At 70.7% G+C, this 20,657-nt stretch carries 19 protein-coding genes and 1 pseudogene; 6 read left to right on the top strand and 14 right to left on the bottom strand.

The genetic code is table 11. From position 1 onward, the window contains the following. The first annotated feature begins 44 nt into the window (after window positions 1-44). Window positions 45-935: an LLM class F420-dependent oxidoreductase gene (locus tag ACIOEW_RS31555; protein ID WP_401967937.1), complete on the top strand. Its 891-nt coding sequence runs from the start codon at window positions 45-47 to the stop codon at window positions 933-935. A 180-nt stretch (window positions 936-1,115) separates the two neighbouring features. Here the strand turns inward: ACIOEW_RS31555 and ACIOEW_RS31550 are convergent, their stop codons facing one another. From ACIOEW_RS31550 to ACIOEW_RS31535, 4 genes are all read right to left on the bottom strand, one after another. Beyond that, complete coding sequence (locus tag ACIOEW_RS31550) at window positions 1,116-1,565, bottom strand: spore-associated protein (RefSeq protein ID WP_401967934.1); 450 nt, start codon at window positions 1,563-1,565, stop codon at window positions 1,116-1,118. Between the two features lie 241 nt (window positions 1,566-1,806). After that, complete coding sequence (locus tag ACIOEW_RS31545) at window positions 1,807-2,916, bottom strand: serine hydrolase domain-containing protein (protein ID WP_401968126.1); 1,110 nt, start codon at window positions 2,914-2,916, stop codon at window positions 1,807-1,809. Between the two features lie 477 nt (window positions 2,917-3,393). Further along, the gene (locus ACIOEW_RS31540) at window positions 3,394-4,278 is read right to left on the bottom strand and encodes a PepSY domain-containing protein (RefSeq protein ID WP_401967930.1); all 885 of its coding nucleotides are present in this window, start codon (window positions 4,276-4,278) and stop codon (window positions 3,394-3,396) included. Window positions 4,279-4,356: 78 nt separating this feature from the next. Then, window positions 4,357-5,754 (bottom strand): APC family permease, encoded by a 1,398-nt coding sequence (locus tag ACIOEW_RS31535; RefSeq protein ID WP_401967928.1) that lies wholly within the window; start codon window positions 5,752-5,754, stop codon window positions 4,357-4,359. Between the two features lie 369 nt (window positions 5,755-6,123). On the opposite strand from ACIOEW_RS31535, the gene ACIOEW_RS31530 reads away from it, so the two are divergent. After that, window positions 6,124-6,429 (top strand): hypothetical protein, encoded by a 306-nt coding sequence (locus ACIOEW_RS31530; protein WP_362544816.1) that lies wholly within the window; start codon window positions 6,124-6,126, stop codon window positions 6,427-6,429. A gap of 71 nt (window positions 6,430-6,500) precedes the next feature. Here the strand turns inward: ACIOEW_RS31530 and ACIOEW_RS31525 are convergent, their stop codons facing one another. The 3 genes from ACIOEW_RS31525 to ACIOEW_RS31515 form a co-directional block, all read right to left on the bottom strand. Then, the gene (locus ACIOEW_RS31525; RefSeq protein WP_401967926.1) at window positions 6,501-7,538 is read right to left on the bottom strand and encodes an ABC transporter substrate-binding protein; all 1,038 of its coding nucleotides are present in this window, start codon (window positions 7,536-7,538) and stop codon (window positions 6,501-6,503) included. A 98-nt stretch (window positions 7,539-7,636) separates the two neighbouring features. Beyond that, window positions 7,637-8,500 carry an ABC transporter permease gene (locus ACIOEW_RS31520; RefSeq protein WP_362544810.1) on the bottom strand — a complete coding sequence of 288 codons (864 nt, stop codon included), beginning with the start codon at window positions 8,498-8,500 and terminating at the stop codon, window positions 7,637-7,639. Next, window positions 8,490-9,305 carry an ABC transporter ATP-binding protein gene (locus ACIOEW_RS31515; RefSeq protein WP_362544807.1) on the bottom strand — a complete coding sequence of 272 codons (816 nt, stop codon included), beginning with the start codon at window positions 9,303-9,305 and terminating at the stop codon, window positions 8,490-8,492. The genes ACIOEW_RS31520 and ACIOEW_RS31515 overlap by 11 nt, the downstream gene beginning before the upstream one ends. Before the next feature lie 283 nt (window positions 9,306-9,588). Between ACIOEW_RS31515 and ACIOEW_RS31510 the strand changes: the two genes are divergently transcribed. Both ACIOEW_RS31510 and ACIOEW_RS31505 read left to right on the top strand, forming a co-directional pair. Next, the gene (locus tag ACIOEW_RS31510; RefSeq protein ID WP_401967924.1) at window positions 9,589-11,187 is read left to right on the top strand and encodes an ATP-binding protein; all 1,599 of its coding nucleotides are present in this window, start codon (window positions 9,589-9,591) and stop codon (window positions 11,185-11,187) included. Beyond that, window positions 11,184-11,882 carry a response regulator gene (locus ACIOEW_RS31505; protein ID WP_362544801.1) on the top strand — a complete coding sequence of 233 codons (699 nt, stop codon included), beginning with the start codon at window positions 11,184-11,186 and terminating at the stop codon, window positions 11,880-11,882. Before ACIOEW_RS31510 ends, ACIOEW_RS31505 begins: the two co-directional genes overlap by 4 nt. 24 nt (window positions 11,883-11,906) lie before the next feature. On the opposite strand, the gene ACIOEW_RS31500 is transcribed toward ACIOEW_RS31505, so the two are convergent. Both ACIOEW_RS31500 and ACIOEW_RS31495 read right to left on the bottom strand, forming a co-directional pair. Further along, a complete protein-coding gene (locus ACIOEW_RS31500; protein ID WP_401967922.1) occupies window positions 11,907-13,496 on the bottom strand; it encodes a hypothetical protein in 1,590 nt (529 codons plus the stop codon). Between the two features lie 141 nt (window positions 13,497-13,637). Beyond that, a complete protein-coding gene (locus ACIOEW_RS31495; RefSeq protein ID WP_401967921.1) occupies window positions 13,638-14,366 on the bottom strand; it encodes a hypothetical protein in 729 nt (242 codons plus the stop codon). 251 nt (window positions 14,367-14,617) lie between these two features. On the opposite strand from ACIOEW_RS31495, the gene ACIOEW_RS31490 reads away from it, so the two are divergent. Beyond that, a complete protein-coding gene (locus tag ACIOEW_RS31490; protein ID WP_362544792.1) occupies window positions 14,618-15,379 on the top strand; it encodes an SDR family oxidoreductase in 762 nt (253 codons plus the stop codon). A 26-nt stretch (window positions 15,380-15,405) separates the two neighbouring features. Beyond that, window positions 15,406-15,753, top strand: a pseudogene (locus tag ACIOEW_RS31485) (MerR family transcriptional regulator); the annotation flags it as partial. A gap of 42 nt (window positions 15,754-15,795) precedes the next feature. Here the strand turns inward: ACIOEW_RS31485 and ACIOEW_RS31480 are convergent. The 5 genes from ACIOEW_RS31480 to ACIOEW_RS31460 form a co-directional block, all read right to left on the bottom strand. Beyond that, a complete protein-coding gene (locus tag ACIOEW_RS31480) occupies window positions 15,796-15,990 on the bottom strand; it encodes a hypothetical protein (RefSeq protein WP_362544789.1) in 195 nt (64 codons plus the stop codon). 159 nt (window positions 15,991-16,149) lie between these two features. Beyond that, window positions 16,150-17,025 (bottom strand): phosphatidylinositol-specific phospholipase C/glycerophosphodiester phosphodiesterase family protein, encoded by an 876-nt coding sequence (locus ACIOEW_RS31475; RefSeq protein WP_401967917.1) that lies wholly within the window; start codon window positions 17,023-17,025, stop codon window positions 16,150-16,152. Between the two features lie 239 nt (window positions 17,026-17,264). Next, the gene (locus tag ACIOEW_RS31470) at window positions 17,265-18,383 is read right to left on the bottom strand and encodes an acyl-CoA dehydrogenase family protein (protein ID WP_401967915.1); all 1,119 of its coding nucleotides are present in this window, start codon (window positions 18,381-18,383) and stop codon (window positions 17,265-17,267) included. After that, window positions 18,380-19,567 (bottom strand): acyl-CoA dehydrogenase family protein, encoded by a 1,188-nt coding sequence (locus ACIOEW_RS31465; RefSeq protein ID WP_401967913.1) that lies wholly within the window; start codon window positions 19,565-19,567, stop codon window positions 18,380-18,382. Before ACIOEW_RS31465 ends, ACIOEW_RS31470 begins: the two co-directional genes overlap by 4 nt. After that, complete coding sequence (locus ACIOEW_RS31460; RefSeq protein ID WP_362544779.1) at window positions 19,564-20,532, bottom strand: NADPH:quinone oxidoreductase family protein; 969 nt, start codon at window positions 20,530-20,532, stop codon at window positions 19,564-19,566. Before ACIOEW_RS31460 ends, ACIOEW_RS31465 begins: the two co-directional genes overlap by 4 nt. Window positions 20,533-20,657: the final 125 nt, after the last annotated feature.

Raw genomic sequence — 20,657 nt, 5'->3', positions numbered from 1 at the left:
GCGACGCGGAGGAATAGTGGGCGCGCGTCGCTGTTGATCACACTATGACTTCTGAGACACGTGAGACGTTCGGACAGGTCGGCATCTGGAGCAGCGCCCTGCACTGGTCACGGGCGGACGACGCGGGGAGGGCGGCGATCGCGGAGGCGGTCACCGAGCTCGAAGACCTGGGATACGGCACGCTCTGGATCGGGGGCAGCCCCTCGCCCGACGATGCGGCCGCTGTCGTCGCCGCCACCCGTTCGGTCACGGTGGCCACGGGCATCCTGAGCATCTGGGACCACACCGCTGTGGAGGTGGCGGCCCGGATCGCGGCGCTCGACGCGAGCGCCCGCGGGCGCTTCGTCCTCGGCCTGGGGGTCAGCCACGGCCCGATGGTGCCGCAGTACGCGAAGCCGTACAGCGCGATGGTCGCCTACCTCGACGCGCTGGACTCCGCCACCCCGCCCGTGGACTCCGGGCATCGTGTACTGGCGGCGCTCGGTCCGAAGATGCTGAAGCTCGCGACCGGTCGGGCGCTCGGCGCCCACCCCTACCTCGTCACCGCCCAGCACACGGCGGAAGCCCGCGAGGCGCTCGGCCCGGAAGCGCTGCTCGCCCCGGAGCTGTCCGTCGTGCTCGACACCGACCTCGACCGGGCCCGCACCACCGCGCGGAACATGCTGGCGATGTACCTCCGGCTGCCCAACTACACCGACAACCTGCTGCGCCTGGGATTCGCGGAGAGCGACTTCGAGGCCGGCGGCAGCATCCGCCTCCTCGACGCCCTCTTCGCCCTGGGCGACGCCGAGCAGGTGAAGGCCCGGACTCGGCAGTACCTCGACGCCGGCGCCGATCATGTCGCGCTGCAGGTGCTCACCGCCGACGAGGGCGGCGCCGGCCTTCCGCGAGCCGAATGGCGTGCTCTGGCCGAGGCCTTCGGTGATGAGTTGTAGCGGACAGTCTCCGAGGAACGGCCGCCGGGCCACGCACATCGTCACTGCTGCCGCACCTCGTCACTCCGGAGAGATCCGGCGGCGCCACTGTGACCGGCTACGGCGGCCCGCCGGCCCTCCTGGAAGGCCGGCGTCCTCCCACCTCCCACAGGGCCGGCGGACCGCCTCGGGACGCCCGGATCAGCGGACTTCGGTGACCCGGTGTTCGACGCGCGCCGCGCAGTTGGAGTTGTCCACCGACACGTACACGTTGGCGATGCTGCCACCCCAACTCACGCAGTGGCCCTTTCCGTACACGTAGGCCGGCCCCGCATACGACGTGTAGTTCCCGGAGTCCCCGGCCCACTCGTCGGTGTCCGGCACGTAGATGTACGTGGACACCTCCTTGGCCGTGCCCGGGTTGGCGCGGATGGTCGCGACGCAGTTCTTCCCGTTCGAGGAGTTGTACGTCAGGTAGACGGTGCCCAGCGAACCGACGGGCACCGAGTTCACTGTCTTGTAGGCCTTGCCGCAGACGCCCTGCGGCGTGACGTTGGGTGCGGCGGAGGCGGCCGTGCTGCACACGACCGTGGCGCCCACGACCAGTGTGCTCAGCGCACCGGCGACCGCGATATTACGCATGCTTCCCATTTATCCCCCTTGTGTCTTTGAGAGCGGAATACTCCCACTTGATGTGACCCACGGGCGGCGAGGATGGTTGTACCCCGCGCGCCCAGAGGTGCCACGGGTCCCCGTGAACGACTCGATCGGGCCAAGCGGTGCACGAAGGACGCGGGATCACGGCGGGTCCCGTGGCGCCGCGAGAATCGATTCCCTGGCAGAAGTGGGGATGAGGGACGGGGCCGGACATGGGGTCCCGCCCGCATCCGGGCTACTGCTTACGCAACAGCGCGCAGACGAAGTTCTCCTCCACGGCCCGTACTCGCTCCAGCAGTTCGGGCTTGTTCGTCTTGTTGACCTGGGTGGTCAGGGAGAAAGTCAGCGACCGCTTGCCGTCCGGGGTGGCCGCGATCAGTTGTGTGTAGCCGGGGAAGTTGCCCGTGTGGCCGTACACCACACCGCAGCGGGTGGTGTACCGGAAGATCGCCAGACCGGCCTTGTTCTTGCCCGGGCCTGCGGGTTCGGATGCACCGTCCACCCAGTTCAGCTGCTGTCGGCGTGTCCTGTCGGAGATCAGACTCCCGCCGCCGTAGCCGCGGATGAAGGCCGTCATGTCCTTCGGCGTCGAGATGATCCCGCCCGACGCCCACACGCCTGACGCGCTCAGTGCCTCACTGATGTCCTCGGGCGGCTCCGGCGGGGTGACGTCGTATCCGTGCATGTACGGCTCGGGCATCCGGTAGCCCTGCGGCAAGGTGGTGCTCCGCAGGCCCAGCGGACGGTACACGAGCCGGGCGAGCAGCTCCTCGTATCGACGGCCTGTCACCGCCTCAGCCATCAGTGCCACGGCGATGTTGTCGGAGTTGGAGTAGGCGTACCGGGACCCCGGGCGGAACGCGAGCGGCTCGGCGGCGACGAAGTCCAGGAGCCGGCGGGAGTCGAAGTGACGGCGGGGGTTCGCGGCCAGCAGGTCCAGGAACTCCGGGTCTGCGGTGTAGTCCGGCAGTCCGCTGGTGTGGTTCAGGAGCTGACGCAGCGTGACCCGGTGCCAGGCGCGCGGCAGCCGGGGAAGCACGTGGCCGATGGTGTCGTTCAGGCGCAGCTTCCCGCGGTCGACGAGCTGGAGGGAGACCGCGCCGCTGTACGCCTTGGCCGTGCTGGCGATGCGCATGTGGTCGGTGGCCGCGATCGCGCGGCCGGTGCCTGTCTCGGCCACTCCGGCCCGGAAGACTTCGGTGCGGGAGCCTCGCTCGAGGACGGCAATCGCTCCGGGTGGCCCGCCGGGCGCGGTGGTCAGTTCCTGCAACTGCCTTCGCAGTGCGCGGTCGTGGTCGGCAGGGGCGTCCACGGCGTGGGCCGGGGCGAGTACCGACCCGGCCATGCAGGCGGCGGCCAGCAGGGCGACGAGGGGCAGGCGGACCTGCGGGAAGCCGGGAATCAGCACGGAAGGACTCCTGAGACGTGAGCACGTGGAAGGTCCAGCTTCGCCCGCCGGTCCGCAACGTGCGCGCGGCTCTGCTCCATCCAGCCGAGTGCGACGGCTCCGCCGATGCGGGAGGTCGCCGGACACCCCTGGCCCGCCGGTGGACTGCTCCTCTTTCCCTGCCGGAACGCACCCCGGACGCGGGTTCGGCGACAACTCAGAAGTACGTCACCCACACAGTGAGTTCAAGGGACAACCCGAGGGTCCCCCGGAGAAGGATGCCGCCGACCGGCCGGACCGGGCGTCCTGCGTCTTCACGCAGCACGGTCGCCCGGTAGCCGGTGGCGAACCCGCCTCCGACGGGTGACATGAGACTGCCCCCGGTCCGTGCGAACCGGGGGCATGCGTGCGTACGGCGGGCCGGGCGTGCCCGGGTCAGTCGGTGCCGGTCTCCTCGCCGGTGACGGAGCCGGTGGCGGCGTCGATGTCGACCGTGGTCTCGTTCCAGTTCTTGTCGACGACGTCCACCGACCAGACGAGGACGTTCTTGTCGTTCTCGTCCAGGTCCAGGGACGTGACCGTGCCCTTCTTCTTTTCCGTGGCCGCCTTGGCCGCCTGCTGCGGGGTCTGCTTGGCCTTGGCGATCCAGTCGGCCGTACGGCTCTTCTCCTCGGCGTCCTGTTCGGAGTCCTCGGTGGACTTGATCACCTTGCCCGTGACGGCGTCGATGCGCACGGTGTGCTCGGTTCCGTCCTTCGCCGCGACCGTCGCGACCCATTCCGGGCCGGTGGCGGCGGGCGAGGCACTCGCGCCGCTGGGCGAGGCGGCGGTGCCGGTCGGGGAGGCAGCGGTGCCGGTCGGGGAGGGGCTCGCGCTCCCCGTCGGCGAGGCGCTGTTGCCCGACGGCGAGGCGGTCGCGGTAGGCGACGCGCTCTCCCGGTCGGTGTCGTCGTCCGACTCCCCCGGACCCCGCAGGTCGAGTTCGACCACCTTTCCGCCGCTGACGGCGCCCTCGGCCGTCGTGACGGCCTTGTCGAAGGTGATCTTGGTGGAGCCGAGGAGTGTCTTGCGGTCCTTCTGGTCCTTGGTCAGCGCGGCGCTCGGCGACGCGCTCTTGCTCGCGCTGTACGAGGGGGTCGTGGTCCGCTCCGGGACGGCGCGCGCGGCTTCCGAGGTGGCCGTGCCGGTCGAGGTGTCACCGCTGTCCTGGCCGCAGCCCGTGAGCAGGGCCGCGGCCAGGAGGACGCCGGCGGCGCCGGCGGCGCGGAGGCGCTGGGTGCGCAGGAAACCCGTGTTCTTCGGTGGGGAGTCACATGTCATGCCCGCATACCTAACCGCGCCGCAGGTCCGGCATGACGTGCCACTGCCCGGTGTCACCCGATCACCGGAGAACCCGTCTCAGGCCTGCTCGTCCTCGGGGATGCTCACCAGCCACCGGGTCGAGCGGCGGGGCCTCAGGTACAGGGCCCAGTAGAGCGTGGCGACAGCGGTGATCCCACCGGTCCAGAGCAGGTACTCGGTCTCCTGCCGAGTCAGGATGTACGCGAGGACGAGGATGAGCAGCACCGGGATCGCGGGCCAGAGCGGCATGCGCCAGGCGGGTGCGCCACGGTGCGAGCCGCGCCGGCAGAGCAGCGCCGCGATGGCCACCAGCAGGTACATGGCGGTGACGGAGACGCCAGTGACGCCGTACAGGGTGTCGAGGTTGACGAAGCAGAGAGCCGCACCCGGAATGCCGACGACGAGCGTCGCCACCCACGGCGAGCCGAACCGGCCGAGCCGGGACAGGGCCCCGTTGACCGGGGCGGGCCAGGCCTTGTCGCGGGCGGAGGCGAACAGCACCCGGGAGTTCTGGATGACCATGACGATGCCGGCGTTGATGATGGCGAGGGCGACGCAGAGGCTGACGAACGTGCCCACGGCCGAGTTGGACCACGCCTCGACCATGCCGCTGAGGTCGCCGGAGGTCAGGGCCGCGAGGTCGGGTGCGCCCATGGTGATGGCGATGACGGGCACGAGGATGACGGCCGTCGAGATCGCGAGCGTGGCGAGGACGGTGCGGGCCACGTTGCGCCGCGGGTTCTCCAGTTCCTCCGAGAGGTAGACGGCGGTGGAGAAGCCCTGCGTGATGAAGAGCGCGATGGCCAGCCCGGAGACGACCATCATGGCGGTGACGTTCGAGCTCGTGCCGCCCGGCGCGGCGACGGACCCGTGCACGAGCGCGGAGGCGCCCCGCTCGGAGTGGGCGAACCCGAGCACGGCGACGACACCGGCGGCGATCACTTCCAGTACCAGGAAGATGCCGGTGATCCACGCGTTCGCACGCAGGTCGAGAAGGCCCGCGAGGGTGGCCAGCAGCATGACGCCCGCCCCGGCGAGCGAGGCGGGGATGTGGACGAGGGGTGCGAGGTAGTCGGCGGTCCCCATGGCGATGACCGGGGGCACGATCATGACGACGAGCAGGGAGAGCACGAACACGAGCCAGCCGGCGAGCCGGCCCGCCATCGTCGACACCATGGCGTACTCGCCACCGGCGCTGGGGATGAGGGTACCCAGCTCCGAGTAACAGAAAGCCACCGCGATACAGAGCAGCGAGCCGATGGCGATGGTGAGGGCGGTGTACGTGCCGAGGCTGGAGAACAGGTCCGGCACCACCACGAAGAGGGTGGAGGCGGGAGTCACGCAGGAGAGCGTGAGCAGGGTCCCCCCGACGACGCCGATGGAACGCTTGAGCTTCTGCGGGGTGGGGCCGGTCGCGGGGGCGAGCGCCTGTGGAGCGCTGAGCGTGTCGGTCATCGAGTCGGGTTCCGATCAACAGGTGCGATGTCTGAGCGTGGGAGCGGTATCGCCTCCGGACGAGGTGTGATGGATGGTTCCGGTGCTCCCAGCGCGTCATGCAATACCGACGCGTTCCGCAGGTCAATAGCAGTTTTCCTTCGGAATTCGTCGCCAGGAGATCGCCGATCAACGGTTTGCCGTCAAGATCGCGTCAGGGGAAAGGGGATCGGCCGCTGCGGGAACCGCAGCGCGGGCGCTCGGAAAATTTCATTCAAATCCACCCGCGGTTCGCCGACGGGCCCCACCGGCACGGCCTGCGAACCATGCCGTTCCGGGACTTGTCGCCCGTGGGTCGCGTGACGCGGGCTTTGGTGCGAGCCTGGATGCATGACCTGGGCGTCCTGGACGACACGCGGAGTTTACTCGGGGCACGGCGGAGTGCTCACCGAGGAGGTCGGGCCGCTGTCCGGCGACCTCACCGTCCACACCACATGGGCCGAGGGCACGGCGCAGATCACCGTGCAGTACACCGATGCGGCCGACTGGTTCACGATGGCGGGCAGCCCGGTGCCGTGCCCGTCGGAGGAAGCCAGCCGTACGCTGCACGAGGCGGCGGTGGAAGCCGTCCGGCAGGGCTCGCAGGCCACGGTCCCGGACGCCGTGCAGCCCGGACCGGAGCCCGCGGCGGAGTAGTCCGCCCCTTCACGCCCGAGTGCCCGTACGCGGCTGCGTACGGGCACTCGGAGCGGGAGGGGGCGCTGGGGTCAGCCCGCCTTCTTCACGAACTCCGTGGTGTAGGTCTTGGCGAGGTCCACGTCGGCGTTCTTCAGGTTGGGGTTGAAGGCTTTCAGGACCCGCTCGACGGTGGCCGGCCCGTCCGGGGGCATCACACCGTCCGTAGTGAACATGGGCAGGGTGTTCTTGATGGACTGTGCGTAGAGCGCCGCGCCGCCGCCCTGCGCGTAGTCGGCCGGCATCCTGGCCGCGATCTCCTGCGCGCTGTGGGTGGACATCCACTTCAGGGTCTTCACGAAGGCGTTGGCCAGCTTCTGCACCGTCGCCTTGTGGCTGTCGACCCATTCGGTCTGCATGTAGAGGCTGGAGGACGGATAGAGCCCGCCGAGCGCTTCCCTGGAGCCCTCCGGGGTCCGCATGTCGATGAGGATGCTGCCCAGCTTCTTGTCCAGGATGGTGGCCACGGTGGGATCCGTGGTCATGCCGCCCTGGATGGAGCCCTGCTGGAGTGCGGAGATGAACGTCTGGCCGGCGCCCACAGCGACGGGGGTGAACTCGCTGGTCTTCACGTCGTTGTTCACCGCGAGGTACTTCGTCAGGAAGTCGGTGGACGAGCCGAGGCCCGTCACGCCGAGCTTCCTGCCCTTGAAGTCCTTGGCCGACCTGATGTCGCCCGCCGCCCGGTTCGAGACGATCTCGACCTCTCCCGGCGCCTGGGAGAACTGGACGACGGACTCGACGTGCTTGCCCTTCACCTGGAGGTCGAGGGTGTGGTCGTAGAAGCCCACGGTGCCCTGCACGTCACCGGAGACCAGTGCGGTCTCCGCCTGTACACCGGCGGGCTCGGTCAGCAGTTGGACCGACACCTCCTCGTCCTTGAAGTAGCCGAGGCGCTCGGTGAGCATCGCGGGCAGATAGATGACCTTGTCCAGGCCGCCCACCATGATCTTGACCCGGTCGTTCTTGTCTCCGGACGCGGAGGTGGAGTCGCCTCCGCAGGCGGTCAGGCTCGTCGCGGCGAGCACACCGGCGACGGCGAGCACCGGGATCCGGGGGGAGATACGCATCTGGTTCACGTCCTTGTGAAGAAGGTTCCCCGGAAACTGGGTTCGCGGGGAGAGGAAGGCGGCGAGGGGAAGGCGGCTGGGAAAGGCGGCGCCGGAGTTCAGCGCGCGGTGTCGGCGTCGGCGGGCTTCCAGCGGAAGAGCTGCTTCTCCAGGAAGGTCAGCAGCCCTTCGGCGAGCAGCGCGACGATCGCGAGGATGACCATCGCCGCGTAGACACCGGCCGAGTTGAAGGTGCCCTGCGAGGCGGCGACCAGCAGGCCGAGTCCCTTGGTCGCGCCGATGTACTCGCCGACGATGGCGCCGATCAAGGCGAACCCGAAGCTCACGTGCAGGCTGGTGAAGATCCAGGAGGTGGCGGAGGGAATGACCACCTGAAGGGTGACCTGGCGGTTGCTGGCGCCCAGGATGCGGGAGTTGGCCACGAGGTCGCGGTCGACCTCCCTGGCCCCCTGGAAGGCGTTGAAGAAGACAGGGAAGAACACCAGGACCACGGCCGAGGCGACCTTCGACGCGGGGCCGAGGCCGAACCAGATCAGGAAGATGGGGGCGAGCACGATCCGCGGCAGCGCGTTCAGCACCTTGATGTACGGTCCGAGCACATCGGCCGCGAAGCGGACCCGTCCCAGGGCGATGCCGAGCAGCACACCGGCGATCACCCCGATCACCCAGCCGAGCAGCGCCTCGTAGAGGGTGTACCAGATCTGTTCCCACAGGGAGCCCTGGGCGGTGCCGTCGGTCACCCAGATTCGTATCTGGTCCCAGATCTTCGACGGCATGGAGAAGTTGAACGGATCGATGACGGCGGTCCTGGCCAGCCACTCCCACAGCCCGACGACCGCGACGAGCACGGCGATCCGGCTGCCCAGCACCAGCATTCTGCGGTTGCGGGCGGCACGCGCCCTGGCCTCGGTCCGTCCGGTCCCGGGGGCGGCGGCCTTCACGGTGACGGTCTCAGGCGGCATCCGCGGCACCCCTCTCGCGGGTGATCCGGACCTCTTCGCCGAGTGAGGACCAGATCTCCCGGTAGATCTCCAGGAACCTGGGCTCCAGGCGCACCTCCTCGACCTTGCGGGGACGTGGCAGCCCGATCTCGAAGACCTCCTTGACCGTGGCCGGGCCCGCTGTCATCACGACGACCTTGTCGGCCAGGGCGATGGATTCCTCCAGGTCATGGGTGACGAAGACGACGGAGGCACCCGTTCCCGCCCAGAGCTCCAGCAGTTCGTCGGACATCAGGGCCCGGGTCTGCACGTCGAGCGCGGAGAACGGCTCGTCCATCAGCAGGATCTCCGGGTCGTTGACGAACGTGGCCGCGAGGGCGACCCGCTTGCGCTGTCCGCCGGAGAGCTGGTGCGGGTAGCGGTCCTCGAACGAGGACAGGCCGACCCTCGCCAGCCAGGCCCGGGCCCGTTCCCTCGCCTCCGTCTTCGGCACGCCCCGGAACCGGGGCCCGGCCATCACGTTGGACAGGACGGTCCGCCAGGGGAAGACCGCGTCCTGCTGGAAGACGAAGCCGACCTTGTCACCGATGCCGCGCACCGGCTCGCCGGTGACCAGCACCTCGCCCTCGGTGGGCTCCTCCAGCCCGCTGATCAGGGTCAGAGTGGTCGACTTGCCGCATCCCGTCGGACCGACGACGGCGACGAACTCGCCCCGGCCGATCGTCAGATCCAGATCCCGTACGGCAGTGTGGAGTGCCCCTGAAGGAGTCCGGAACGCCTTGCTCGCCCCCCGCAGCTCGATGGCGGGGCTCGATTCACTGTTCATGGGGCGGGACGTTAGGGGCGGTCCGGCCCGGGCGGGAGCCTTGCGCCCACAAGCGCGGGTTGTGCCCGTAAGCCGAGGTTCTGCCCATTGTGCTCACGCCCGGACAACGAAGAGGGGACGAGGGCTAGGCAGCGCGGTCGGCGGCGTTTACGTTGCGTGCACACGGAACGAATCGGAGCACCGGATTCTGGGGCCCGCGTCGAGTTGCCCAGCGCAGCGCAGCGACGCGACGGGGCGACTCGACGCAGACCCGGAGGCGGCGAAAGGACAGAGGGGCGAGGGCATGCGGATCCACTGGCCCCGTCGTGTCTTCGCGCAGGTCCTGCTCACCCAGGTCGCCATCACCGCTGGCGTGGTCATGCTCGTCACCGGCCTCTTCCTCGCCCCTCTCAGCCACGAGCTCGACAACCAGACGATGCGCCGCGCCCTGTCCATCGCCCAGACCACCGCCGCCGAACCCGGCCTGGTCGACCAGCTGCTGAACACGGAGCCCAGCCCCACCGGGCCCGTACAGGCCGAGGCGGAGCGGATCCGGCGGGCCACCGGGGCGCTGTACATCGTGGTGATGGACACCCGGGGTGTGCGCTGGTCGCACACCGAGACCGACCGGATCAGCAAGCATGTGTCGACCGATCCGAGCACGGCGCTGTCCGGCCGCGAGATCATGCAGATCGACATCGGCACCCTGGGCCGCTCGGCCCGGGCGAAGGTCCCGCTGCGCGACCGGCACGGCACGGTAGTCGGCGCCGTATCGGTGGGCATCGCCTACAAGAGCGTCCGGCAGGGGCTGCTGGGCACCATTCCGGCCCTCCTGCAGTACGCGGGTGCCGCACTGGCCGCCGGGGTGGTCGCTGCCCTGGCCGTGTCACGGCGGCTGCAGCGCAGCACCCACGGTCTCGCCTTCGCCGACATCTCCGCGCTGCTGGACGAGCGCGAGGCCATGCTGCACAGCATCCGTGAGGCCGTACTGGCGCTCGACGCCCGCGGCCGGATCCGGCTGCTCAACGACGAGGCGCAGCGGCTGCTCGATCTGACGCCGGAGGCGGTGGGCCGTCCGCTGGGCGACGTGCTGGCGCCGGGCCGGACCGCGGAGGTGCTGGCGGGGCGGGTGGACGGCGCGAATCTGCTCACCGTGTGCCGGGGGCGGGTGCTGATCGCCAATCGGATGCCGACCGGTGACGGCGGTGCGGTCGTGACGCTGCGCGACCGCACCGAGCTCGAACTGCTGGGCCGTGAACTGGACTCCACACACGGCCTGCTCGACGCGCTGCGCGCCCAGGACCACGAGCACGCCAACCGGCTGCACACACTGCTGGGCCTCCTGGAGCTCGGCCGCCACGAGGCCGCGGTGGAGTTCGTCACCGAGGTGACGGACGGGCACCGGGCCTCGGCCGAGCAGGTCGCCGAGCGGGTCAGCGATCCGCTGCTGTCGGCTCTGCTGGTGGGCAAGGCGGCCGTCGCCGCCGAACGCGGTGCGGCGCTGCGCGTCTCCCCCGCCACCCGGCTGCCCGATGTGGTGGTGGACCCGCGCGACCTGGTGACCGTGCTGGGCAACCTCATCGACAACGCCCTGGACGTCGCCACGCTGGTCGAGGTGGAGCTGCTGGCCGAGGGCGCCGGAGCCGTGCTGCGCGTCAGTGACAACGGCCCCGGGGTCCCGGTCGCGATGCGGGAGCGGATCTTCATGGAGGGCTGGTCCACCAAGCAGTCCCCGTCCCACCGGGAGCGCGGCATCGGACTGGCGCTGGTACGCCGTCTCGCCGAGCGGTACGGCGGCTCGGCCCGGGTCACGGCAAGGGCGGGCGGCGGCGCGGTCTTCACCGTCGTGCTCCCGGAGGCGCTCGCCGTACGGCAGTTGAGCGAAGCGGGAGGGGCGAAGTGATCGACGTTCTGGTGGTGGACGACGACTTCCGCGTGGCGGAGATCAACGCGGCGTACGTGGCCAGGGTGCCCGGGTTCCGTGTCGTCTCCCGCGCGCACACGGCGGCGCAGGCCTGGTCCGTTCTCGAACGCGAGCACGTGGATCTGGTCCTGCTCGATCACTATCTGCCGGACCGGACGGGGCTGACGCTCGTGGCCCAGCTGCGCCGGCTCGGCCATCCGGCCGACGTGATCATGGTGACGGCCGCCCGCGACGTGGTGACCGTGCGGACGGCGATGCGGTACGGCGCGCTGCAGTATCTGGTCAAGCCGTTCAGCTTCGGCGGTCTCCGGTCGAAGCTGGAGAGCTACGCGACGCTGCGCCGCACCCTGGAGGGTGTGGAGAGCGGCCGGGGCGAGGCCGGGCAGGAGCAGGTCGACCAGATCTTCGGAGCCCTGCGCACCACGGAGTCGGTGCCGGCGGCGGGTCTGCCGAAGGGGCATTCGGCACCCACCGCCGACGTGATCCGCCAGGTGCTTTCCTCGGCCGGTGAGCCGCTGTCCGCGCACGAGGTGGCGGCCCGGGCGGGGCTGAGCCGCTCCACCGCCCATCGGTATCTCAAGTACCTGGAGGGAGCGGGCCGGATCAGCCTCACCCTGAAGTACGGCGACACCGGCCGGCCCGAGCACCGCTATGCCTGGGCCGCGGCCGGCTGAACGCCGCCTTCCGCCTGGGCCCGGTCACCGGGTGTCGCGGACCGCCACGATGCCGTTGAAGACGCCTACGTACGCCGTTCCGTCGGGGCCGATGGTGACCGGCGCCCAGTTGTTGTCGTACGAGAGTCCCGTGCCGGTGAGCTTCGACCAACGGCGTTGCCCGGTGCGGTAGTCGACGGCGGTGAGGTACCAGGCGTCGATGCCGAGTGCGTTGGGCTGCTTCTCGTAGAAGTAGAGAAGGCCGTTGGCGGTGGACAGTTTGGGCACGGTGGAGGGCGAGCGGACGGCGCTTTCCCACACCGTGTCGCAGCCGCTGCCGTCGGGGCGTACGTCGATGCGGGCGACTCCGCCGACGACGCTGCGGCCGAGGAGGAGCGTGCTCACGTTCTCGTAGCCGTAGTTGTTCTCGACGACAAGGCTGTTGCCCCAGCTGATCATGGAGTTGTCGGTGGTGGAGGCTCCGGAGCCGAAGACCGGCACCTTGCAGACGAGACGGCGGTCTTCGGAGACGCCCGGGGCACGCCGGTAGACGAGCACGTTCATCCTGTCGTCGGCGTTGTCGGTGATCGCGACATAGTCGTCACCGTCGCCGAAGAGGTCGGGGGTGGTGCCCGAACCCTGGTTCACCGAGCCGGGTTTGGTGCCGGTCCCCCGGTCGTACGTCTGCCGCCACTGGACGCGCGGGGTGCCGTCGGACGTGGCCCCGAAGCTGTAGAGGGCGTGGTCGGTGACGATCGAGACGCCGTCCTCGGCGACGGAGAACGAGTTCTGGATCTCCTCGCCGGTGAGTTGCACGGACCGGATGGCCGAGGTCTGCGGGTCGACCGTGCCGACCCGGCCGAGCCGGGTCACCCACCAGATGCGGCCCTGCCAGTCGGGCATGACAGAGGTGACAGGATCGCAGGTGCCGCTCGGGTGGAGGTTCGTCCAGCTGACGCAGTCGTGCGGCACCTGGCCGGTGAGGTCCCAGTCGTCGACGACGGTGAACCGCCAGCTCCCGTCGGCTGCCTGTTCGTGCGCGATCCGTTGGATGTGCTGGCGGGAGTCGGCGAGGACCACCCGGTCCTGGTTGTCGAGGTAGAAGTAGGCGCCGCCCGAGGTGTCCTTGAAGATCTTCGAGAAGTCGAGCTGCGTGATGGCCTCGACGGTCGAGGAGCGCTGCGGCAGCGCGTACTCGGCGAGGGTGCCGAGGGTGTGCGGGTCCAGGAGTTTGAGCAGGAATCCGCTGAACGTGCCGCACACCGTGATCAGCCGGCCCGCCGCGTCGAAGGTGGCGGTGGCGCATTCGCCGCCCAGCGGCGCGATCTGTTCGCTGCTGACCTCCGGGCTCCGGCCGAGCGGCCCCGCGTACGGATAGGTGCCACTGCCCGCGGCGTCGGCGTGCATGCCGCTGCGGCCGTTCGGGGCGAGGAAGGGGTGCTGCGGCGGGGCCTGCCCCGGCACGGGCGCGGCAGTGGCCGCCCCGCCCGTGTAGTCACTGACCAGCCGGTGCCCGGGGGCCCTGGGTATGTCGGCCGCGACGGCCGGCGTTCCGGACACCATGAACACCGAGGCGCAGAGGGCAAGTACCAGAGCAAGCGCTCGGAAGGGTCCACTTCTGGGCTGCGGGGACATCGGACTCCTCGGTCGGGGGCGGGGGTCGCGCCGCCGCCCGACGCTAGGGCGAGGCCCTTGAGGTGTCCATGGAAATGCACTGCGTTTCATGGACACTTCACGAAGGTGCAATGCCGCCGGACAGCCCCACGCCCCGGGGAGTCAGCGCCGCCCGCCGGTACGGCGGTCGAGCATCTCGCGCCTGATCGCGGCCGCCGAGGTCCTGGCCCGGTCCGAGGCGGCGCCGCGGTCGGCCTGGGCCGGCACGAAACGGTGCAGTGGATTCACGCAGCGCGGGCACGGGGAGTCGGTGGTGATCAGCCTGCCGTCCTCGCAACTCGGCTCGGCGCAGAGTCCCGGCCGCAGCAGCTGTTCGGCGATCTCCCAGGGCTGTCGGCGGCGCCCTTCCTCGTCCTTCTCCTGAAGGGTGTGGGACCAGCGAGCGTTCCACCGGCGCTCGACCCGGTCCAGGAGCTGGTCGGGGGTGCGCCGGCCGAGCTCCCGCCGGATCAGCACCACGAGTTCGTTCGGATAGCGGCCGCAGAACTCCCGTATGAGGGGCGGCGGCAGTGCATGGAGGAGGTAGCCGATCGGATCGGCCCCCGGCCGCTGCCATCGCGGACACTGGCATTCGCCGTCGGCCGCGAGCGGCGTACCGCAGCGACCGCACAGTCCGCGGCAGTCACCGCAGAGCCCGTGGTCGAGACCGTCCAGGTGCGGGGCCGGCGCCCGGCCGCACTCCCGGCAGCAGGAGGCGCAGAGTCCGCAGAGGCGCTCACTGCCGACGGCCGTCGCCCAGGGCCGCTGCTGACACCGGCAGCAGTTGCTGCTCCTGCAGTGCTCGTGACGGACGGCGCCCGGATCGCGTCCGAAGGGAGGAGGGAATGACATGACTGCGCTCTCCGGGTCCCGGCTCGGTGCGGCGCCCGGCGGCCGTTGCCGCGCCGGGCGAGGCCGCGGTCCGACCCGCCCCGCGCCCCACCGGACCGTTTCACATCCGGGCGCCCGGGGACCTCGATGGGCGGCGCTATGTGATGATTTGACCGTAACAATCAGGTTCCGGCACCCACCGGGACCGTTCGTGCGCATTTCCACGCCACTGCTTGACCTTGCCACTGGGGGCAGGGTTGCACGATCACGGCATGAACAGCAGCCCAGCAGCTCCTCTCAGCCGGATCGTCGCCATCACCGGAGCCGGAACCGGCATCGGCCGCGCCACCGCTCACGCCTTCGCCGCCGACGGGGCCTCCGTGCTCGCCGTCGGCCGGCGCCGCGGACCGCTCGATGAGACCGCCGCCGGCAACGACCGGATCGTGCCGCTGGTGGCCGACATCACCGGCCCCGGTGAGCCCGAGCGCATCATCCGGGCCGCCCAGGAGACGTACGGCCGGCTCGATGTACTGGTCAACAACGCCGCCGTGGTCCGCAGCGGCGCACTCGGCACCCTCTCCACCGGCATGATCGAGCCGCAGATCGCCACCAACCTGGTCGCACCCATGCTGCTCTCCCAGGCCGCGCTGCCCCTGCTGGAGGCTTCTCGCGGTGTCATCGTGAATGTCAGTACGTCGATCGGCCAGCGGGCCTGGCCCGGCAGTTCCGTCTACGCGGCGACCAAGACGGCCCTGGAACTGCTCACGCGCAGCTGGGCGGTCGAGCTCGCACCACGCGGCATCCGCGTCGTGGCGGTCGCACCCGGCGCGATCGCGACACCGAGCGGGAAGCACCAGGGACTGACCCCGGAACAGCTGACAGCACTCCGGGAGTGGCAACTGGCACACACGCCACTGGGCAGAGTCGGCAGGCCCGAGGAGGTGGCCCGCTCGATCGTCCATCTCGCCTCACCGGACTCCTCGTTCATCACCGGGGCGATTCTCGCGGTCGACGGTGGCGCGGTAGTGGCGTGATAGGACTGAACGGGGAGGTGATGGGGGTGCTGATCGGTGAACTCGCCGAGGCCACCGGCACGACCGCGCGTGCGTTGCGCCACTACGAGCAAACCGGGCTGATCACCTCGCAGCGGGCGGCCAACGGATACCGCGTGTACGAGAACCGGGCCGTGGTCCGGGTCCGCAACATCCGCCATCTGCTGGCCGCCGGGCTCACGCTGGACGACGTGCGGCTGTTCCTGCCCTGTCTGGACGGCGACGTTGTCGCTGCCCCGCACTCCGAGCGGGGACTGCGGATCGCCCGCGAGCGGCTGGCCGTCCTCGAAGCGCGGATCGCCGCCCAGACCGCGGCGAGGGACCGGCTGGCCACGGCGCTGCGGACCCTGTCCGGCGGCCCGGCCCCTCAGGACGGAGCCACCGGCCCGGCGGTGCGATCAGGGCTTGATGCTGCTGACGACATCGGCGGTGGCCGTGAGGCCTTCCTGGATGGTGGGGGCCATGCTCGTGCCCGCGAGGAAGAACCCGAGGAGGGCGCAGACCAGGGCGTGCGAGACCTTCAGTCCGCCGTTGCGGAGGAAGATCACCGCGAGAATCAGCAGAAGCAGCACCAGTGAGATCGAAATGGCCATGGCCAACCTCCTCCGCCGCGCCGGAATTGCGGCATTCGCCGTCAGTTTGGCGTAGCGGAGGAGCCATCCGGCGCACTGGCGTGTCCGCCAAACGGGTACGGCTGAAGCGGCCCCGACGGGTCGCGACGCCTCAGGTCGCCCCGTGGGGCGCGGGCAGGCTCACCGCGCGCCCCGGTCATGGGTACGGAGGAAGCGGGCGAGTCCCGCGAGGTCGTCGGTGTTGAGATGGTCCACCCCGGCCGCCAGCAGCTCGGCCCAGACCGCTTCGCGCTCGGGGCCCGGCACATCGGGCGTGGCCCAGAAGCGCACGCGCTGCCCCTCGCGGTGCGCGGCGGCAGTGATCGCGCGCAGGGCGTCCCGTTCGGCGGGCGGGATGGGGCCGGTGCCCAGCCAGCCGAACGTCCCGGTCCAACTGCTGCTGATGAGGGGGATGAACGAGGCCGTGGCCGCGGTGCCGAGGTCGTCGAGCCTGCCGTCGTAGAAGGCGTACCGGGTGCGCTGGGCCTCCATCGGGGCGCGGGCGGCCCGGTCGCCGGAGATGACGGGGGTGACGGCTCCCGGCCGCACCCTGCCGTGCTGGAAGGAGGTCAGCATCTGCCGGTGGCGGCGGAGTTGGCGGTCGAGTTCCGCGTAGGCGGCCTCGCCGTCCGTCTTGATGTCGATCAACAGCTGCACCGGTGTCGGGTCGCCGCGGAACACGGTCCCGTGGTTGGCACGGACCCTGGCGAGGAGTGGATCGAGGTAGAGCGCGGAGAGGGTTCGGGCGGGGTCGAGATCGGTGGCCTCGTGGGCGACGAGGAGTTCGCCGTCCGCGAGGAAGATGTCGGCCTCGACGCTGGTGAATCCCTGCGCCAGTGCGTCATGGAGCGGGCGCGGGTGCAGATAGTCGTTGTGCGCGTGGGCCCGGAACAGAGGCCGGGGAACCCTGGCGGGCGGGGCTTCGCTCGCGGTGGCCGTTCGAAGGGGTGCGAAGGTACCTGCGGCCGCGGTGGCCAGTGCGGTGGTGACGACGCGGCGGCGGGTGGGGAACGCCATGGAATCTCCCGGGTGCGAGGCGTGCCGGACGGGCGGACGCGACCGAGTATGGAAGCGTCGCGCCTCAACAGGGGCGTGGACGAGGAGAGTTGTCTCGTTCGCCGCCCGTCCGTCGGCCTGCGTTCCGCGCGCCTTGGCCGGATCCGTGCGAAACGGCCGTGCCGCCCGCATCGGTACGCCGCGCACGGCGGAGCGGGGGTGCGTAAGCACGCACCCCCGCTCCGGATCCGGCCGATTCGCTACGGCGCCGGCAGCTCCATCAGGGCGGCGACGGCTTCACGATGGCGGCCCGCCGTGCCGAAGGCGGTCGCGTCGGCCTTGGCCCGCTTCAGATACAGGTGTGCCGGGTGCTCCCAGGTCATCCCGATGCCGCCGTGCAGCTGGACGCACTCCTCCGCCGCGTGGACGGCGACCCCGGAGCAGTACGCCTGCGCCACGGCCACTGCCAACGGCGCGTCGGGGCTGCCCGTCGCCAGCGCGTCGGCGGCGTTCCGTGCCGCCGCCCGGGCCGACACGACTTCCAGCCAGAGCTGCGCCATGCGGTGCTTGAGCGACTGGAAGGAGCCGACCGGGCGGTTGAACTGGTGGCGCTCCCGGGTGTGCCGGACCGTCTCGGTCAGGCACCATTCGGCGAGTCCGAGCTGTTCGGAGGCGAGGAGCCCGGCACCGGCCAGCAGCCCCCGGTCCACCGCGGCCCGCGTCGCCGCGGCATCCGCGAGGCGGGTTCCGGTGGCACCGGTGAGGGTGACGGTGGCAAGCGGGCGGGTGAGGTCGAGCGGGACGAGCGGCTGGACGACGACACCGGGCGCGTCCGTGGCGACCGCGTAGAGACCGTCGGTGGTGGGCACCAGCAGCACGTCGGCGGCTGCCGCGTCGGCGACCGGACCGAGTGTTCCGTCGAGGGTTCCGGTCACCACCGGCGTGCCGGACGCCGCGGCGGAGAAGGGCACGGCGAGCACCGCGACCTTGCGGCCCGCGGCCAGATCGGCGAGCAGTCCGCCCACAGGTCCGTCCTCGCCGCCGAACGCCAAGAGCGTTTCGGTGGCGACGACGGAGCTGGTCAGGTACGGCGCGGGGGCGACGCTGCGCCCGAGTTCCTCGATGACGACGGCGGCCTCCCGGTGGGTGGCGCCCTGTCCGCCGAGCTTCTCGGGCACCAGCAGGCCGGCGGCGCCGATGTCGGTGGCGAGGCCCTTCCAGAGCTGCGGGTCGTACGGCGTGTCGGACTCGGTGCGGGCGATCACCGACGGCGCGTCGCACCGGTCGGCGAGCAGGGAGCGGACCGCGGCCCGCAGGTCCTCCTCGGCCTCCGAGTACAGCAGGTCGGGCGCCTGGCTCGGTTCGGTCTGTGCGCTCATCGGGAGAGATCCTTCCAGGCGACGTCCTTGTCGTTGCGCGGCTCCACGGGCAGACCGAGCACGCGTTCGGCGACGATGTTGAGCAGTACCTCGCTCGTGCCGCCCTCGATGGAGTTGCCCTTGGAGCGGAGGTAGCGGTAGCCGGCGTCACGTCCGGTGAAGTCGACATGGTCCGGGCGTCGCATGGTCCAGTCGCTGTACAGCAGTCCGTCGTCGCCGAGGAGTTCGACCTCGAGGCCGCTGATCTCCTGGTTGAGACGGGCGAAGGCGAGCTTCATGCCGGACCCCTCGGGCCCCGGCTGTCCCGCGACGAGCTGCTGGCGCAGCCGCTCGCCGGCGAGACGGGCGACCTCGGCCTCGACCCATAGGGTCAGCAGGCGCCGGTGCAGGTCGTGGGTGCGCAGTTCGGGACGTTCGCGCCAGGTCCTGGCGACGGGGCCGATCATGCCGCCCTCGCGCGGGATCCGGGATCCGCCGATGGAGACGCGCTCGTTCATGAGCGTCGTCTGCGCGACCTTCCAGCCCTCACCGACCGCTCCTAGCCTGCGGCTGTCGGGGATGCGCACCCCGGTGAGGAAGACCTCGTTGAACTCGGCCTCACCGGTGATCTGGCGCAGCGGCCGTACCTCGACACCCGGGTCGGTCATGTCGCAGATGAAATAGCTGATGCCGCGGTGCTTGGGCACGTCCGGGTCGGTGCGGGCGATGAGGATCGCCCAGCGCGCCACATGGGCACTGGACGTCCAGACCTTCTGTCCGTCGACCACCCAGTCCTCGCCGTCGCGCACGGCGCGCGTGCCGAGGGCTGCCAGGTCCGAGCCGGCGCCCGGTTCACTGAAGAGCTGGCACCACACCTCCTCGCCGACCCACAGGGGGCGCAGGAATCGCTGCTTCTGCTCCTCGGTGCCGAAGCCGAGAACGGTCGGGGCGGCCATGCCGAGGCCGATGCCGATGCGGCGCGGGTCGTTGTCCGGGGCGTTCGCGGCGGCGAGCTCGGCGTCGACGACGGGCTGGAGGGAGCGCGGTGCGTCGAGGCCGCCGAGTCCGGTCGGGTAGTGCACCCAGGCGAGTCCGGCGTCGAAGCGCGCCCTGAGGAAGTCGGCGCGAGCGGTGGTGGCCGAGGGGTGCGCGGCGAGGAGTTCGCGGGTGCGGCGGCGCAGTTCGGCGGCGTCGGGGGCGGTCATCGGGCGGCTCCTGACGGGAGGACGACGATGCGGCCGGTGCTGGTGCCGTCGGCGACGCGCTGGACGGCGGCCGCTGCCCCGTCCATCGGGACCCGTTCGCTGATGAGCGGCTTGATGACGCCCTGCGCGGCGAGCCGGGTGAGCTCCTCGTGGCAGTCGCGGACCGCCTGCGGGTCCTTCGTGTTGTACAGGCCCCAGTGGAGCCCGAGGACCGAGTAGTTCTTCACCAGGGCGTGGTTGAGCCCGGGGGTGGGGATGACCCCGCTGGCGAAGCCGACGACGATCACCCGGCCCTCGAAGGCGATACATTTCACGGACTTGGCGTACGCGTCGCCGCCGACCGGGTCGTACACCACGTCGGCGCCACGGCCGGCGGTGAACTCCTTGACCGCGGCGACGATGTCCTCGGTGCGCCGGTCGATGACCAGGTCGCAGCCGAGCTCGGCGGCGGTCTTCGCCTTCTCGGGGCCACCGACCACACCGATGACGGTCGCGCCGGCGGCTTTGCCGAGCTGCACGGCCGCACTGCCGACGCCACCCGCCGCTGCGTGGACGAGAAGGGTCTCGCCGGCCTGGAGGTGCGCCCGGCGGTGCAGTCCGAACCAGCCGGTCTGGTAGCCGATGTGCAGGGCTGCCGCCTCGGCGTCGTCCAAGGCGTCCGGGGCCGGCAGCAGGGCCGTCTCGTCCGCGACGACGTACTGGGCGAATCCGCCGTTCGGCAGGGCGGGGGTGGCGAGCACCCGGCGGCCGTCCTCGGTCCTGCCACAGATCTCGACGCCGGGCGTGAACGGCAGCGGGGGCCGCACCTGGTACTGGCCGCGGCAGAGCAGCGCATCGGGGAAGTTGATGTTCGCCGCGAGCACCTCGATGAGCACCTGCCCGTCGCCGGGCGTCGGCCGGTCCGTCTCTTCGAGCCGCATCACCTCGCTCGGCTCGCCGTTCCGGTGCACTCGCCATGCCTGCATGAGGGGCCTCCACAACACTGTCGGCATTTCCACTGCTCCGGCGCATACTAAGCGGTCGCTTGCCCCTCTGGGAACAACCTGCGGGTGACCGGTTCGGCCGGGCCGCGGCATGAGCGTGCGCCCGG

This window comes from Streptomyces sp. NPDC087901 (assembly GCF_044742205.1).
Lineage (GTDB): Bacteria > Actinomycetota > Actinomycetes > Streptomycetales > Streptomycetaceae > Streptomyces.
Note: the sequence above shows the minus strand (reverse complement) of the source record. Positions and strands in the feature narration are given on the sequence as shown.

What these genes read in the sequence shown, in the direction of transcription:
- ACIOEW_RS31555 (WP_401967937.1), top strand. Translation starts at nt 45, where the DNA reads ATGACTTCTGAGACACGTGAGACGTTCGGACAGGTCGGCATCTGGAGC.
- ACIOEW_RS31550 (WP_401967934.1), bottom strand. Translation starts at nt 1,565, where the DNA reads ATGGGAAGCATGCGTAATATCGCGGTCGCCGGTGCGCTGAGCACACTG.
- ACIOEW_RS31545 (WP_401968126.1), bottom strand. Translation starts at nt 2,916, where the DNA reads ATGGCCGGGTCGGTACTCGCCCCGGCCCACGCCGTGGACGCCCCTGCC.
- ACIOEW_RS31540 (WP_401967930.1), bottom strand. Translation starts at nt 4,278, where the DNA reads ATGACATGTGACTCCCCACCGAAGAACACGGGTTTCCTGCGCACCCAG.
- ACIOEW_RS31535 (WP_401967928.1), bottom strand. Translation starts at nt 5,754, where the DNA reads ATGACCGACACGCTCAGCGCTCCACAGGCGCTCGCCCCCGCGACCGGC.
- ACIOEW_RS31530 (WP_362544816.1), top strand. Translation starts at nt 6,124, where the DNA reads ATGACCTGGGCGTCCTGGACGACACGCGGAGTTTACTCGGGGCACGGC.
- ACIOEW_RS31525 (WP_401967926.1), bottom strand. Translation starts at nt 7,538, where the DNA reads ATGCGTATCTCCCCCCGGATCCCGGTGCTCGCCGTCGCCGGTGTGCTC.
- ACIOEW_RS31520 (WP_362544810.1), bottom strand. Translation starts at nt 8,500, where the DNA reads ATGCCGCCTGAGACCGTCACCGTGAAGGCCGCCGCCCCCGGGACCGGA.
- ACIOEW_RS31515 (WP_362544807.1), bottom strand. Translation starts at nt 9,305, where the DNA reads ATGAACAGTGAATCGAGCCCCGCCATCGAGCTGCGGGGGGCGAGCAAG.
- ACIOEW_RS31510 (WP_401967924.1), top strand. Translation starts at nt 9,589, where the DNA reads ATGCGGATCCACTGGCCCCGTCGTGTCTTCGCGCAGGTCCTGCTCACC.
- ACIOEW_RS31500 (WP_401967922.1), bottom strand. Translation starts at nt 13,496, where the DNA reads ATGTCCCCGCAGCCCAGAAGTGGACCCTTCCGAGCGCTTGCTCTGGTA.
- ACIOEW_RS31495 (WP_401967921.1), bottom strand. Translation starts at nt 14,366, where the DNA reads ATGTCATTCCCTCCTCCCTTCGGACGCGATCCGGGCGCCGTCCGTCAC.
- ACIOEW_RS31490 (WP_362544792.1), top strand. Translation starts at nt 14,618, where the DNA reads ATGAACAGCAGCCCAGCAGCTCCTCTCAGCCGGATCGTCGCCATCACC.
- ACIOEW_RS31480 (WP_362544789.1), bottom strand. Translation starts at nt 15,990, where the DNA reads ATGGCCATTTCGATCTCACTGGTGCTGCTTCTGCTGATTCTCGCGGTG.
- ACIOEW_RS31475 (WP_401967917.1), bottom strand. Translation starts at nt 17,025, where the DNA reads ATGGCGTTCCCCACCCGCCGCCGCGTCGTCACCACCGCACTGGCCACC.
- ACIOEW_RS31470 (WP_401967915.1), bottom strand. Translation starts at nt 18,383, where the DNA reads ATGAGCGCACAGACCGAACCGAGCCAGGCGCCCGACCTGCTGTACTCG.
- ACIOEW_RS31465 (WP_401967913.1), bottom strand. Translation starts at nt 19,567, where the DNA reads ATGACCGCCCCCGACGCCGCCGAACTGCGCCGCCGCACCCGCGAACTC.
- ACIOEW_RS31460 (WP_362544779.1), bottom strand. Translation starts at nt 20,532, where the DNA reads ATGCAGGCATGGCGAGTGCACCGGAACGGCGAGCCGAGCGAGGTGATG.